The organism is Novosphingobium lindaniclasticum LE124 (assembly GCF_000445125.1).
Classification (GTDB): domain Bacteria; phylum Pseudomonadota; class Alphaproteobacteria; order Sphingomonadales; family Sphingomonadaceae; genus Novosphingobium; species Novosphingobium lindaniclasticum.
The window spans coordinates 1-14,546 of sequence record NZ_ATHL01000028.1 but is presented as its reverse complement, the minus strand read 5'-3'; the positions used below and the strand labels follow the sequence as shown (position 1 = coordinate 14,546).

15 protein-coding genes are annotated in these 14,546 nt (G+C 64.2%); 11 read left to right on the top strand and 4 right to left on the bottom strand.

Annotated elements, in window-relative coordinates:
* The first annotated feature begins 71 nt into the window (after nt 1-71).
* The 3 genes from L284_RS27990 (at nt 72) to L284_RS27980 (ending at nt 1,931) form a co-directional block, all read left to right on the top strand.
* Nucleotides 72-689, top strand: a complete 618-nt coding sequence (locus tag L284_RS27990) for a 50S ribosomal protein L25/general stress protein Ctc (protein WP_021232588.1) — start codon at nt 72-74, stop codon at nt 687-689.
* Nucleotides 690-809: 120 nt separating this feature from the next.
* Nucleotides 810-1,379 (top strand): aminoacyl-tRNA hydrolase, encoded by a 570-nt coding sequence (gene pth, locus L284_RS27985; RefSeq protein ID WP_021232587.1) that lies wholly within the window; start codon nt 810-812, stop codon nt 1,377-1,379.
* 174 nt (nt 1,380-1,553) lie between these two features.
* A complete protein-coding gene (locus L284_RS27980) occupies nt 1,554-1,931 on the top strand; it encodes a PEP-CTERM sorting domain-containing protein (RefSeq protein ID WP_021232586.1) in 378 nt (125 codons plus the stop codon).
* Nucleotides 1,932-1,991: 60 nt separating this feature from the next.
* On the opposite strand, the gene L284_RS27975 is transcribed toward L284_RS27980, so the two are convergent.
* Nucleotides 1,992-3,116: a tetratricopeptide repeat protein gene (locus L284_RS27975; protein ID WP_200861627.1), complete on the bottom strand. Its 1,125-nt coding sequence runs from the start codon at nt 3,114-3,116 to the stop codon at nt 1,992-1,994.
* Nucleotides 3,117-3,122: 6 nt separating this feature from the next.
* Here L284_RS27975 and L284_RS48485 point away from each other — a divergent pair, with 6 nt between their 5' ends.
* The gene (locus tag L284_RS48485) at nt 3,123-3,482 is read left to right on the top strand and encodes a hypothetical protein (RefSeq protein WP_200861626.1); all 360 of its coding nucleotides are present in this window, start codon (nt 3,123-3,125) and stop codon (nt 3,480-3,482) included.
* A 146-nt stretch (nt 3,483-3,628) separates the two neighbouring features.
* Nucleotides 3,629-4,729, top strand: coding sequence for a redox-regulated ATPase YchF (gene ychF, locus L284_RS27970; protein WP_021232584.1), 1,101 nt, complete (start codon nt 3,629-3,631; stop codon nt 4,727-4,729).
* 19 nt (nt 4,730-4,748) lie between these two features.
* On the opposite strand, the gene L284_RS27965 is transcribed toward ychF, so the two are convergent.
* On the bottom strand, nt 4,749-5,165 hold the full coding sequence (locus tag L284_RS27965; RefSeq protein ID WP_021232583.1) for a MerR family transcriptional regulator: 417 nt from the start codon (nt 5,163-5,165) through the stop codon (nt 4,749-4,751).
* Between the two features lie 41 nt (nt 5,166-5,206).
* Here L284_RS27965 and L284_RS27960 point away from each other — a divergent pair, with 41 nt between their 5' ends.
* Together L284_RS27960 and L284_RS27955 are read left to right on the top strand one after the other, a co-directional pair.
* The gene (locus tag L284_RS27960) at nt 5,207-5,956 is read left to right on the top strand and encodes a glutaredoxin family protein (protein ID WP_031341472.1); all 750 of its coding nucleotides are present in this window, start codon (nt 5,207-5,209) and stop codon (nt 5,954-5,956) included.
* Nucleotides 5,957-5,999: 43 nt separating this feature from the next.
* Nucleotides 6,000-7,262 (top strand): alkaline phosphatase family protein, encoded by a 1,263-nt coding sequence (locus tag L284_RS27955; protein ID WP_021232581.1) that lies wholly within the window; start codon nt 6,000-6,002, stop codon nt 7,260-7,262.
* A 10-nt stretch (nt 7,263-7,272) separates the two neighbouring features.
* On the opposite strand, the gene L284_RS27950 is transcribed toward L284_RS27955, so the two are convergent.
* Both L284_RS27950 and mutL read right to left on the bottom strand, forming a co-directional pair.
* Nucleotides 7,273-7,650 carry a hypothetical protein gene (locus tag L284_RS27950; protein WP_235054289.1) on the bottom strand — a complete coding sequence of 126 codons (378 nt, stop codon included), beginning with the start codon at nt 7,648-7,650 and terminating at the stop codon, nt 7,273-7,275.
* A gap of 113 nt (nt 7,651-7,763) precedes the next feature.
* Entirely contained in the window at nt 7,764-9,596 is a 1,833-nt protein-coding gene (mutL, locus tag L284_RS27945) for a DNA mismatch repair endonuclease MutL (protein ID WP_021232579.1), read from the bottom strand.
* 294 nt (nt 9,597-9,890) lie between these two features.
* Here mutL and L284_RS27940 point away from each other — a divergent pair, with 294 nt between their 5' ends.
* The 4 genes from L284_RS27940 to mrdA form a co-directional block, all read left to right on the top strand.
* On the top strand, nt 9,891-10,937 hold the full coding sequence (locus tag L284_RS27940; protein ID WP_031341471.1) for a rod shape-determining protein: 1,047 nt from the start codon (nt 9,891-9,893) through the stop codon (nt 10,935-10,937).
* Nucleotides 10,938-11,073: 136 nt separating this feature from the next.
* Nucleotides 11,074-11,961 (top strand): rod shape-determining protein MreC, encoded by an 888-nt coding sequence (gene mreC / locus L284_RS27935; RefSeq protein ID WP_021232577.1) that lies wholly within the window; start codon nt 11,074-11,076, stop codon nt 11,959-11,961.
* Nucleotides 11,961-12,509, top strand: a complete 549-nt coding sequence (locus tag L284_RS27930) for a hypothetical protein (RefSeq protein WP_031341470.1) — start codon at nt 11,961-11,963, stop codon at nt 12,507-12,509. The genes mreC and L284_RS27930 overlap by 1 nt, the downstream gene beginning before the upstream one ends.
* Nucleotides 12,506-14,546, top strand: a 2,041-nt coding sequence (mrdA, locus tag L284_RS27925; RefSeq protein WP_021232575.1) for a penicillin-binding protein 2, incomplete at its 3' end; no start/stop codon positions are given. The genes L284_RS27930 and mrdA, both read left to right, overlap by 4 nt.

Sequence of the window (14,546 nt, the reverse complement as noted above, 5' to 3'; positions counted from 1 at the left end):
CGTGACGGGACGGTGCTGGCCGATACGCGGCTGGTATCCGACATCTATCCAGTTTTGAAAGGCAAGTCCTCATGAGCGATACGCTTAACCTGCCGGCAGAGACGCGTGATCGGGCTGGCAAGGGAGCCTCCCGTGCACTGCGTCGCGAAGGCCGCGTCCCCGCCGTTATCTATGGTGGTAATGAAGAACCCCTCGCGATCCACGTCGAGGAAAAGGAGCTGGCCCGCCAGCTCGGAACCGGTCACTTCTTCAACTCGATCATCGAAGTCGAAGTCGGCGGCAAGACGTTCCGGACGCAGCCGAAGGACGTTGCCTTCCACCCCGTCACCGACCGTCCGCTTCACGCCGACTTCCTGCGCATCGCCAAGGGCGCGACCGTGCACGTGAACGTGCCGGTGGTTTTCGCCAATGAAGACGCCTCGCCGGGCCTGAAGCGTGGCGGCGTGCTGAACGTCGTTCGCCACGACCTGGAACTGGTCTGCGACGCCGAAAAGATCCCGCATGAGATCGTCATCGACGTGACCGGCTTCGACGTGGGCGAATCGATCCACGCCAGCCACGTGAAGCTGCCGGCCGGCGTCGAGAACGCGATCACCGACCGCGACTTCACCATCGCGACGATCGCTGCTCCTTCGGCTCTGAAGAGCTCGGAAGGCGACACGGCGAAGACGGAAGGCGAAGGCGAGTAATTTCGCCTCCGGGCCTCTTCGAATAGAGGTCGTCTTCGGTTAAACGATCGGCCCCTCCCGCCCCGGCATGCCGGTGTGCAGGAGGGGCCGCTTCGCGTTCATACTACAGGATAATCCGTCATGCAGCTCTGGGTCGGCCTCGGTAATCCCGGTCCTCAATATTCCATGAACCGGCACAACGTCGGCTTCATGGCGATCGACGCCATTTCGGAAGTCCATGGCTTTGGCCCAACGCAGAAGAAATTCCAGGGCTGGCTGCAGGAAGGCCGCATCGGCAGCCAGAAGGTCCTGCTGCTAAAGCCTGCCACGTTCATGAACGAGAGCGGCCGCGCGGTCGGAGAAGCCATGCGCTTCTACAAACTGGCATTGTCGGATCTCACCGTCTTCCATGACGAACTCGACCTGGCCCCGTTCAAGGTCAAAGTGAAGCAGGGCGGCGGCCATGCCGGGCATAACGGACTGCGTTCGATCGACCAGCACCTCGGCCCCGATTTTCGACGGGTGCGGCTCGGCATAGGCCATCCCGGCCACAAGGACCGCGTACACGGCCATGTCTTGGGCAACTATGCCAAAGCCGACATCGACCCCCTGGCCGATATGCTCGGCGCCGTTGCGGGTGAGGCGGACCGCCTGGTCGCCGGAGACGACGTGCGATTCATGAGTGACGTTGCCCTGCGCCAGCAGGATTGATCCGCTGAATCAGCTATCAAGTGCGGCCAATTAGTGTCGAGTTAGCTTACAAATTCAATCTTGCCGCGGCTTGCGCGGAAGCCAAATCCCCGATTTTCCGACCTTGGCATGGCTATTGCTTATCTGCCTGCGATCCATTCGGAACAAGCCCATCGGGCTAACAGGGGAATAGGTATGATCCGCAAGTCCATGCTCGCACTGGCCCTCGCCGCCAGCACCACGCTCGCCTTCGCTACGCCTGCCCAGGCGACCTGGGGCTGGGGCGGCGGCAACAATGGCTGCGGCTGGGGCAAGAAGAACTGCGGCTCCAGCAGCAGCTCGGGCGGCAACACCTCAACCTCCGGCGGGACCACCACGACTTCGGGCGGTACGACCTCGGGCGGTACGACCTCGGGCGGAAATACGAGCACTTCGGGCGGCACTACCACGTCCGGCGGAACCTCGGGCGGTTCCGGTGGCAGCACCGCCGTGCCGGAGCCCGGCATGCTGGGCATGATGGGTCTCGGCCTGCTCGGCTTGGCTTACGCGCGCCGCCGCAAGACCCGCGACTGATCGGGCCATTTCGCAGGCCCGAAAGTCAGGGCCTGCGTTCCCAGAGCCGCTGCCGGTGCTTCAACCGGCGGCGGCTTTCGCTTTCTGGAGATCGCGGGCAATGTCGGCATTGCCAGGGTCCGCATCGGCCGCCGCTTCCAGCAATCGCCAGGCTGTCGCCAGATCGACGCCCAGTTCAAGCCTCACCAGTGCTGCCGAATGCATGTAGGCAGGGTTGTCCGCATCCTGCGCCAAGGCGCGATCGGCATAGGCGATAGCCTCGCGAGGGCGCCCCAGACCGGCCGATGCCCAGGCGAGACGTCCCAGGACTTCGGCATCGTCCCCTCCGGCAAGCAACCGGCTGTAGATCGAATGCGCCTCGCTCCAGTTCTGCCGGTCGAGAGCGGTCTGCCCTTTTTCGACCAGGTCCATGGTCAGCCTGATCCGCTCCGGATCGAGGCGGACCCGCAAGGCGTCGGCCTTCGGATCGCCCGAAGCCCGTGCCGCCTTTTCAGCGACAACGAGCAAGGCTGCGGGGGCGAGCGGGCTGGCACTCAGCGGCTCCAGCGTTTTCCATGCTCCGCTTGCGTCACCCGTCGCCAGCATCGCTTCACCCAGCATCGCACGACAGTAGGGGTTAGTCGGGTCCAGCAGTGCGGCCCGGCTGAACAGGACGCGCGCCTGTTCGGCCTGGCCGAGCCGGAGCAGCGCCTCCCCATAAGCAAGGCCGAGCGGCGATGCCGGCTCGAGCCCACCCTCCCGGCCTTGCAGCGAAAGGCGGATCTTTTCCCAATCGCCCTGTTGCGCCAGCAGCCGGATTCGCAGATTTTCGATCCGGGGATCGGACGGCTTTACTTTGCCTGCCTTGTCGACAAGCGCCATGGCCTCACCGGACTTCCCAAGGAGTCGGTAAGTCTCGGCGAGCGCCAGCATGGGATCTATCCGGGAGGGATAAGCAGCGATCGTACGGCGGTAGGCGGCGATCGCCTTCTCGGTCTCGCCGCGGGCCAAGGCCAGATCGCCGGCCAGAGCGAACGCATTGTAAGAGCGGTTCGCAAAGCGCTGAATTCGTGATAGAATTTTTTCCGCCAGTGACAAGTCGTTGTTCTCAAGCGCAAAGCGCGCATAAGCGACGGCCAGCGGTAAGTCGTCCCCTGCGCTCATGCCTTTCTCGAAAGCCTGAGCGGCCGCGCTCTTCTCTCCCATGGCAAGATGGGCCTCGCCGCGCAGCCTCCACGCATCGGTGTCGAAATCGTTTACAACAAGCGCGATGGCGTCCTTTGGACGGCCGCGAACGAGAACCGCGCCGGACTTCAGCCGGTTCAGCACCCTCCCCTTTCCACCCGCAGCCACGAAACGGGAAATAGCGCGATCCGCCGCATCCGCATTGCCGAGGGCGATTTCGGTCCTCGCCAGCATTTGCAGCGCGTCGAGATTTCCTGGTTCGGTTTCCAGCGTTTTCATAATGCTGAAACGCGCTGCTTCATAATCCTGAGAGGCGAAAGCTGCATGCGCCGTATCAAGCGGGGCTGGCCCGCGTTCGCCGCAAGCAGAAAGCAAGGCGAAGGCTGAAAGGATGAGAACGAGGCTGGCCAGGGCTTTCATTGCCCGGTTCTAGCGGGCAAGCCCTGAAGTTTCCATGAAACGAGCGCGGCAACTGGTAATACCCGCGCAGGGACGCTAAGGCGCCGCCCATACATTTCTTCCCGGAGTTACACATGGGTTTCCGTTGCGGAATCGTAGGCCTGCCCAATGTCGGCAAGTCGACCTTGTTCAATGCGCTCACCGAGACGCAGGCGGCACAGGCGGCCAATTATCCGTTCTGCACGATCGAGCCCAATGTCGGCCAGGTCGGCGTGCCCGATCCGCGGCTCGACAAGCTGGCCGAGATCGCCGGTTCGGCCAAGATCATCCCGACCCAGCTCTCGTTCGTGGATATCGCGGGCCTCGTGCGCGGCGCATCCAAGGGTGAAGGCCTGGGCAACCAGTTCCTGGGCAACATCCGCGAAGTGGATGCAGTCGTCCATGTGCTGCGCTGCTTCGAGAACGACGACATCCAGCATGTCGACGAGCGCGTCGACCCCATCGCCGATGCCGAGACGGTCGAGACCGAGCTGCTGCTCTCCGACCTGGAAAGCCTGGAAAAGCGCGTTCCCGCCGCCCAGAAAAAGGCGGCGCAGGGCGACAAGGAATCCAAGGTGATCGCCTCGGTCCTCGGCCAGGCGCTGGAACTGCTGCGCGACGGCAAGCCCGCGCGCCTGACCAAGCCCAAGGACGATGACGAGGAACGCGTGTTCCGTCAGGCGCAGCTGCTGACGGCGAAGCCCGTGCTCTATGTCTGCAACGTGGAGGAAGAAGCCGCTGCCGAGGGCAATGCCTTCTCCGCGCGGGTCTTCGAAAAGGCCAAGGCGGAAGGCGCCACGGCGGTCATCGTGTCCGCGGCAATCGAATCCGAGTTGGTCGGCATGGATATCGAGGAACGCATGGTGTTCCTCGAAGAGATGGGCCTTCACGAAACCGGCCTGGCCCGCATCATCCGCGCCGGCTACGAACTGCTCGGCCTGCTGACCTTCTTCACGGTCGGCCCGAAGGAAGCGCGCGCCTGGACCGTGCACAAAGGCGCGAAGGCGCCCGATGCGGCCGGTGAAATCCACTCGGACATGCAGCGCGGCTTCATCCGCGCCGAAACGATCGCCTATGGCGACTATGTCGAACTGAACGGCGAAGCCGGCGCCAAGGAAGCCGGCAAGCTGCGTCAGGAAGGCAAGGAATACGTCGTGCAGGACGGTGACGTCATGCACTTCAAGTTCAACGTCTGATCCATATCGTCGTCCCGGATCAGGTCCGGGACGACGAAGCATCCTCGAACGATTCCAGGATCGGGCACGGCCCCTCATCGGATCCCGCGCACTCGCGGGCAAGCCGGCGCAACGACCGGCGGGCCGTTTCCAATTGGGCGATCTCCCTATCCAGCGCCAAGAGGCGCAAGCGCGCCATCTCCCTTGCTCGCGGACGATCTCCGGTGTGGTCGAGGCTGATAAGTTCGGCAATCTCATCGAGGATGAAGCCCGCCGCCTTGGCCGAGCGGATGAAGCGCAACCGCTTCACGTCACCCTCACCGTAATGGCGCTGTCCTCTCGCGCCGCCGGTCGCTGCCGGGCGAGGATCGAACAGCAGGCCTTTGCGCTGATAGAAACGCACCGTTTCCACACCCACGCCGCTCGAACGCGCAAGTTCCGAAATCGTCAGGGCCATGCTTGACTCCGTACCATGGTACGGAACGTATAACCCTGCCTATGACACAGACGCCAGCCCGCACCGCCGTACTCCACCGCATGGTCATGGAGAAACACGCCTGCCCTTGGGGCATCAAGTCGAGACACCTGCTCAGGAAACTGGGCTACGCGGTCGAGGACCACTGGCTGACGACGCGGGAACAAGTCGATGCCTTCAAGGCGCAGCACGGCGTGGCGACGACGCCGCAGACGTTCATCGACGGCAAGCGGATCGGCGGCTACTCCGACTTGCGGAGCCATTTCGGGCTGAAGATCCACGACCCCAAGGCGACAAGCTATCGCCCGGTACTCGCCGTCTTCGCGACCGGGCTCGGACTTGCTCTGGCGGCGAGCTGGGCGGCTTTCGGGACGCCTTTCACACTTCGCAGTGCGGAATGGTTCGTCTCGATGACGATGATGCTGCTCGCCATGTTGAAGCTGCAGGATATCGAGCAATTCTCGACGATGTTCCTGGGCTACGATCTTCTGGCCAAGCGCCTCGTGCCCTATGCCTACGCTTATCCGGTTCTGGAATGGTCGGCGGGTGCGCTGATGACGGCGCATGCCCTGCCTTGGCTGTCGATCCCGATCGGACTGGCGATCGGCGGCATAGGTGCAGTTTCTGTCTTCTACGCCGTCTATATTCAGAAGCGCGAATTGAAATGCGCCTGCGTTGGCGGCACGGGGGCGGTTCCGCTCGGCTTCGTCTCCCTTACCGAGAACCTGTTCATGGTTGCCATGGCGCTCTGGATGCTGGCGCGAATGTTGTAGGGCGCCATCGACCTGTCATCATTGCGGGACTAGAGGCGCCGGCATGAAGTTTCTCCTCCCCCTGCTCGGCCTGTTCGCCCTGCTTGTCAGCCCCGCAACCGCCCAGCCCGCCAAGAACGCTGCGAAGAACGACGGCCCGCCAGTCGTGATCCTGGTCTCGATCGACGGCTTCCGTGCCGACTACCTCGAGCGCGGGATCACGCCCAATCTCTCGGCCCTCGCGGCGGGCGGGATCAGCGCACCGATGCGCCCTTCGTTCCCCAGCAAGACCTTCCCCAATCACTGGGCGATCGTCACCGGAAAGGTTCCCGACCGCAACGGTATCGTGTCGAATGGCTTCGAGGATCCCGCCCACCCCGGCGAAAAGTTCACCATGGCCAGCGACGAGCCCTATTGGTGGGACGAAGCAGAGCCGATCTGGGTCACGGCGGAGAAAAGCGGCATCCGCACCGCGACCATGTTCTGGCCCGGCTCGAATGTCGCCTGGGGCGGCACCATGGCCAGCGGTCCTTGGAAATCCGTCACCGGAGGCATTCGGCCGAGCGACTGGCAGCAGTTCAACGGCGCCGTTTCACCGGTCCAGCGCGTCAATGCGGTGCTGGACTGGCTGCGCCGCCCCGCCGCCATCCGCCCAAGGCTGGTGACGCTCTATTTCGATCAAGTCGACACCGCAGGTCACCGCCATGGCCCGGACGATGCTCGCACGAATGCGGCAATCCAGGAGGTGGACGGCAACATCGGCATGCTCGTGGATGGCTTGCGAGAGCTAGACCAGCCTGCCAATCTCATCGTCGTGGCCGATCATGGCATGGCCGCGGTAACGAGCGAGAGAACGATCCCGCTGGACGGGGTTGCCGATCCTTCGCTGTATACGCTCGGCGACAGCGGCCCGTTTGCCGGGCTTACGCCCACTGCGGGAAACCAGGAAGCGCTCGCCGCCGCGCTGCTCAAGCCCCACGACCACATGCAGTGCTGGCGCAAGCAGGAAATTCCGGCACGCCTGCATTATGGAAGCAACGCGCGGATCCCGCCGTTCTTCTGCCTTGCCGAGGTAGGCTGGCAGATCGCGGCCCGAATGCCCGAAAAGCCATCGAGCGGCGGAACCCATGGCTACGACAATGCCGCACCGGAAATGGCGGCCCTGTTCGTCGCCAACGGCCCTGCATTCGCCCGCAACGCGAAGCTCTCCCCATTCGACAACGTGGATGTCGCTCCGCTCCTGCGTGACCTGCTGGGGCTCGCCCCTGCATCCGACGGGGACGGCAGTGACAAGACCTTCTTAAAAGTTCTTAAAACAAAGCGTTAATGTCGATAGCTTAGGATCGGCATTGTACCTGGCCTTCGGACATGAAGGCAACGCGGTCCTGAGCATCGTGAAGGATCAGCTTGGCCGGCCAGTGCGCCGTATCCGACCCGCCCTTGTCGTCCGGCAGGCTGACGAGATCGACCCAGCTCGCGAGGCCGACGTAAGTGGAGCGCGCATTTCCGGGTAACTGCGCGCTTTCCGTTTTGGCGGCGTAGCGCTTGAGGTCGCCGCCGATCCGCATGAAGCCCTCTTCGGCATTGGCGATGAAGATCGGATCCTCACTGCCCGGCTTGCGGAAGCTGCAGCCGGGCTTGTCGAGGCCGTAGCGCGCGATGTCCACCTTACCGATGGGACGGGGGAGGATGGGTTTGAACGGCTCCTTGCTCATCCGCTCTACCATGGCGATGTCATGCGCGTCTTCCGCTGCCTTGCTTCGGGTGTCCTCCCGACCACATGCTGAGATCAAGAGGAAAGGAGCCAAAGCAAGGAACGGTTTTTCCATCATTTTCGTCCGAACAGTTTCTCGATGTCGTTATGAGCCAGTTTAACCCATGTGGGGCGCCCATGGTTGCATTGGCCGGATCGCGGTGTGCGCTCCATTTCACGCAAAAGCGCGTTCATTTCCGCCACCGAAAGCGAGCGGCCAGCACGAACCGAGCCGTGGCAAGCCATCGTCGCCAGTACGAGGTCGAGCTTTTCGCCCAGCAGCAGCGCGTCGCCGTTTTTCGCAAGATCGTCGGCAATGTCTCGCACCAGGGCATGGACATCCGACTTGCCGAGAACGGACGGTATCGCACGGACCAGCATGGCGCCTGGACCGAACCTTTCGAGCGTCAGACCGAACTTCGCGAGATCGCCGGATTTTTCTTCCAGAGCGTCGCAGGCCGCTTCCTCCAGTTCAACGACTTCCGGCAGCAGCAGCGCCTGCGATCGCGTCATCGCGCCCTCAGCGCCGCCGGCCTTGAGACGTTCCAGGACAAGGCGTTCGTGCGCGGCGTGCTGATCGACGATGACAAGGCCGTCCTGCGCTTCGGCAACGATGTAGGTCCCCGCCACTTGCCCACGCGCAACGCCGAGGGGATATTGCAGCGCTTCGTCCGCCTCTTCGGACACAGCTTCGGCGCGCCCGGAAGGCTGCGCCATGACCTCTTCCTCATAAGATCGCCAGACAGCGCCCGCTTCCGACACCCTGGCCTGCGAAATGGAGCGATAATCTCCGCGCGAGCCGGCGGAATACTCGCGGGCGAACAGCGACCCCAAGGCAGGTGCCGGCTCAGGCGCGGGCACGACCGGCTCGACCTGCCACATGCCCATGGCCGCTGCGGCAGCCGGCTGCGCGCTCCTTTGCCCGGACGACTCCAGAGCATGGCGCAGGGCGCCCACCAGGAAGCCGCGAATGAACGAGGGGTCGCGGAACCGCACCTCGGTCTTAGCCGGGTGGACATTGACGTCGACTTCCTCGGGAGGAAGTTCGAGAAACAGGGCCAATACCGCGTGGCGGTCGCGCGCCAGCATGTCGGAATAGGCCCCGCGCACTGCGCCGACCAACAAGCGGTCCTTCACAGGCCGGCCGTTCACAAACAGGTATTGGTGATCGGCAACCCCGCGATTGTACGTAGGAAGCCCTGCCACCCCGGTGAGACGCGCGGTGCCCCGCTCGGCCTCGATCAGCACACCGTCCTCGGCGAGCTCGCGCGCCACGAGACGCGCGACCCGGGACGCCAGTTCCTCGCGGGGCTGTACGGCGATGACCCGGCGGGCGTCGTGCTCCAGCACGAAACCTATGTCCGGCCTTGCCATGGCCAGACGGCGAACCACGTCCTGGCACGCGGCATATTCGGATCGCGCGGAACGCAGGAACTTGCGACGGGCCGGCACTTTGCCGAAAAGATCCTCCACCCGGACGCGGGTTCCGGGCGGAAGCGCGGCGGGCGCATCGGCGGCGATGACGCCGTGATCGACGACACGCTTCCATCCTTCGGCGGAATCGTGCGGCCTGCTCTCGATCGTCAGTCGCGCCACCGAGCCGATCGAGGGCAAGGCTTCCCCGCGAAAACCCAGGGACGAAACCAGTTCGATATGCTCGTCCGGCAGCTTCGACGTGGCATGACGTTCCAGCGCCAGAGCGATCTGTTCGGGCACCATACCGCAGCCGTCGTCTGTCACCTCGATAAGGTCGAGCCCGCCCGAGGCCAGGCGCACGGTCACTTGGGTGGCGCCCGCATCGACGGCGTTCTCGACGAGTTCCTTCAGTGCGGAAGCCGGCCGCTCCACCACTTCACCTGCCGCGATGCGGTTGACGAGGTGTTCGGGGAGGCGGCGGATCGTGGGCATCGGGTCTCTCGCATGAAGCGTGTAGGGCGCAGGCCAAGGATCGTGAGAGGCGCCGCGATTCGGCCGAACGACCGCAAGGCGCTCAGGATGGCACCGCGATCTCGGCAGGATACAAACACTAGCGATGAAACGCATTTAATTCGAGACGGGCTCTTCACGATTCCCCCATGAAATCGACACAAATTTTTGGCCTTTCGCGAATCGATGGGCTAAGGGGACCGCTTCCATGCCAACCTGCCTGTCGCGTCATCGGGATTCCCCATGGCAAGCGCCCGGAAAGACAACGGATTACTGATGGCCTCGCTCGTCTCGCGATTCTTCAAACTCGGCTCACAGAACATGGCGATCGACCTCGGCACCGCCAACACGCTCGTCTACGTTCAGGACCGGGGAATCGTGCTGAACGAGCCTTCGGTCGTAGCGATCGAGACACTGAACGGCGTCAAGAAGGTCAAGGCCGTGGGCGACGACGCCAAGATGATGATGGGCAAGACGCCCGACAACATCGAGGCCATCCGTCCCCTGCGTGACGGCGTGATCGCCGACATCGAAATCGCGGAAGAGATGATCAAGCACTTCATCCGCAAGGTGCATGGCAAGAAGAACCTGTTCCGCTACCCGGAAATCGTGATCTGCGTGCCTTCGGGCTCGACCTCGGTCGAACGCCGCGCCATCCGCGACGCCGCTTCGAACGCCGGCGCCAGCCAGGTCTACCTGATCCTCGAGCCGATGGCGGCGGCGATCGGCGCAGACATGCCGGTCACCGAGCCGGTGGGCTCGATGGTGGTCGACATCGGCGGCGGCACCACCGAAGTCGCCGTGCTCTCGCTGCGCGGCCTCGCCTACACCACCTCGGTTCGCGTCGGCGGGGACAAGATGGACGAATCGATCGTCTCCTACGTCCGCCGCCACCACAACCTCCTCATCGGAGACGCCACGGCCGAGCGCATCAAGAAGGACTACGGCATCGCCGTCATGCCGGCAGACGGTATCGGCGAAACCATCCACATCAAGGGCCGTGACCTCGTCAACGGCGTGCCCAAGGAGATCACGATCTCTCAGGCGAACGTCGCCGAAGCGCTGGCCGAGCCGATCGGCGCCATCGTGGAAGGCGTGCGCATCGCGCTTGAGAACACCGCGCCGGAACTCGCCGCCGACATCGTCGATCAGGGCATCGTGCTCACCGGCGGCGGCGCGCTGATCCAGGGCCTGGACGACTACCTTCGCGAAGAAACCGGTCTGCCGGTCAGCGTCGCCGAAGATCCGCTGTCCTGCGTCGCCCTCGGCACCGGCCGGGCGATGGAAGACCCGGTCTACCGCGGCGTGCTGATGTCCGCCTGATATTTGCAGGAGCGATCGCCGAAGGCCGGTCGCTCCCGCACTGCACGGCGTATCGACGCCGCTATTTTGACGTTCGAGCGGCAGGTCGACCATCGGGCCGACCATCGCGCCGCCACTACGAAGGAGTGCATGGCGCATGGCGCCGCCCGCAAACAGGCGCTCCAGCTATTCGCGCCGAGCGCAATACACGACGTTCCTCAGCTATACCGCAGGCGTCCTCGGCGCTGCGGTCGGGCTGGCGCTCGTGGTGATCTCGCTCGTGAACCCCGGATTCTTCTCCGCGCTGCGCGGCCTGGCTGATGACGCGACCGAACCCGCCGCTCAAGCCGCAGCAGGCAGCCGAGATCTCGGACGCGATGCCTGGGCCGACATTTCCGGTTTCTTCCATTCTGGAAGCGAACACGCGCGCATCCAGCGGGAACTGGCGGAAGCCAAGGTCCGGCTCGTGGAGGCGCGTGCGACAATGGCGGAAAACAAGCGGCTCAAGAGCCTCATGGGCCTGTCGGAAGAAGCCGGCGGAGCGGTCGCCTATGCCCGCCTCACCGCCTCGACCAGTGCCAGCACGCGGCGTTACGCCGTTCTCGGCGCCGGGCGCGACCGCGGGGTCGCGCCGGGGATGCCGATCCGTTCGCAGATGGGCCTGGTCGGCCGGGTTCTCGAAGTGGGCTCGTCCAGTGCGCGCGTGCTGCTCGTGACGGACAGCGAAAGTGTCGTTCCGGTGCGCCGGGCCACCGACGGCGTCGCCGCTTTCGCGCAAGGAAACGGCGATGGCACCTTACGGATCCGCCTGATCAACCTTGGCATCAACCCCCTGCGCAAGGGGGATGTCCTGGTGACCTCCGGCTCCGGCGGCCTGTACCGTCCGGGGACGCCGATGGCCATCGTCACCGATCTGATCCGCGATGGCGCCATCGCCCGCGTGCTCAGCAATCCTTCGGACACCGACTACGTCATGGTCGAAAAAAGCTGGGCCCCTCCCCCGCCGCCGCCGCCCGCGAGCGACGCGGCGGTCAAGAAACGCTGATGTTCCAGCGTCCCGCCTCCCGCTCCGTGTCGGGGCAACGCATCAATCACGCACCGTCGCGGATCGTGGCGCGGTCGTTTCCCTGGCTGACGATCATGCTGGCGTCGCTGGTGCCAGGCTGGTTCCTGATCGCCTCGGCGCCGGTCATGCCGCCGCTCGGCTTTCTGCTCTATCTCGGCTGGCGGCAGCTTCGTCCCGGTCTTTTGCCGATCTGGGCCGGCTTGCCGCTCGGCCTGTTCGACGACCTGTTCTCCGGCCAACCCTTCGGCTGTGCGGTCCTGCTCTGGTCGATCACCGCGATCGTGCTGGAGATCGTCGAGTTGCGCCTCCCCTGGCGCAACTTCGTGACCGAATGGCTCATGGCGATGGGCCTGATCGTCGCCTATATCGTTCTTTGCCTCGCTCTCGCCAACATAGCGGGTGCGTCGTCCCCACTCCGTGTCATCGTGCCGCAGGTCGTTATCTCAGTGCTTTCCTATCCGCTTGTCGGTCGTGTCGTCGCCATGTTCGATCGGATTCGGCTCGCGCCGATCGTCGTCCTGCGATGAAGATCAGCTTCAAGCGTTTCTTCCCGCAGCGCCATGTCAGCGCGGGTACGCTTCGCAACAGTTTCGATCGCCGCAGCATTGTGGTGGGATCGATCCAAGGCGGCGTCGGAGTTCTTCTCGCGGCGCGTCTCGGATACCTTTCGATCGCGCAGAACGCCAAGTACGAGCTTCAGGCGGAAAGCAATCGCGTCAACCTTTCGCTGATCCCGCCGCGTCGCGGCTGGATCATGGACCGCAACGGAACCCCTCTCGCCTCGAATCGGGCAGACTTCCGAGTGGACCTGATCCCGGAGCGCGTTCAGGATCCGGCCCATACCATCCAGACTCTGGGCAAGCTGCTCAGCCTCTCGCCGATCGCGATGCAGGATCTGGAAGACAAGCTGGAGCGCGCCCGCCGCTTCGCCCCCGTGGAAGTGGCCAGCGGTCTGGACTGGGACACTTTCGCCGCTGTCAGCGTCCGCCTGCCGGACCTCCCCGGCGTGGTCACCCAGCGCGGTTTCTCGCGCTACTATCCCCTCGGCCCCTCGGTCGGCCACTTGATCGGCTATGTCGGCCCGGCGTCGGCGGAAGAGTACGAGAAGGACCGCGATCCCGTGCTGATTACGCCGGGCTACAAGGTCGGCAAGGATGCACTGGAAAAGTTCTACGAGAAGGACTTGCGCGGCAAACCCGGTGCACGCCGGGTCGAAGTTACCGCTTCGGGCCGTATCGTTCGCGATCTCGACACGCGCGAGGACGTGCCCGGCAAGACGCTGAAGCTGACCATCGACGCCGGCATCCAGGAATACGCCTCCCGCCGCATCGGCCCGGAATCGGCCGCCGTCGTGGTGATGGACTGCCAGACGGGCGACATCCTGGCGATGTGCTCGATGCCCAGCTTCGATCCGAACAGCTTTTCGGACGGCATCGGTCGTCTCGAATGGAAGATGCTCTCGGATGACGACCATGTGCCACTGCGCAACAAGGTCCTGCGCGGGCTCTACCCGCCAGGATCCACGGTCAAGCCGATGGTGGCGCTCTCCTTCATGGAAGCCGGGCTGGACCCGAACGAATCGGTATTTTGCGGCGGCGGCCTGCGGGTCGGCAACCGTGTGTTCCACTGCTGGAATCGGCGCGGTCACGGCTCGGTCAACATGGCCAAGGGCATCTACCAGAGCTGCGACGTCTATTTCTATCACTTCGCCCAGCGCATCGGTATGGACCCGATCGCCGCCATGGCGGGCCGCCTCGGACTGGGGCACGACTTCCCTCTGCCGGTCTCCGGCCAGTCCTACGGCACCGTACCCAATCCGGCGTGGAAGCTGAAGAAGTACGGCAAGGAATGGCAGACTTTCGACACCGTCAACGCCACGATCGGCCAGGGCTACTTCCTGGTCAACCCGCTGCAACAGGCCATCCAGGCCTCGCGAATCGCCAGCGGCCGCGTAATCATGCCGCGCCTGATCCACGGGCACGAACATGATGTCGCCCCTTCTCTGGGGATCCCGGCCGAGCACCTGGCCTACGTCCGCCAGGCCATGTCCGACGTGTCGAACGGCCCCGGCTCCGCGCCGCATTCGCGCCTGCCGTTTCCCGATATCAAGCTGGCGGGAAAGACCGGCACCGCGCAAGTGGTCGGCCTCAATGTCGGCAGTGGCAAGGGCGGGCTTTGGAAGCACCGCGATCATGGCCATTTCATCTGCTTCGCGCCGACCGAAAACCCGCGCTATGCCTGCTCGGTCGTCGTCGAGCACGGCGGCGGTTCCGGCGCGGCCTATCCCATCGCGCGCGATGTCCTGACCTATATCTTCGACAAGCAGAAGGGCATGGACGCCCTGATCGAACTTGAGAAGAAATGGGGCGGAACACCGAAGGAACGTCTCGACACGCGTTTCAGGGCCTACTCCGCGCAATACGGCGTCGGCGCGCCCGCCGTCTCGGCGGAGGAGGAAAGCCGCAAGCTCGACGGCACGGACGGCGCTCAGCCTCCTTCGCAGCCGATCGTCCGCGACGCCGCCTCACCCGCGCCCGAACCCGACGCGGCAGATCCGCCCCCCG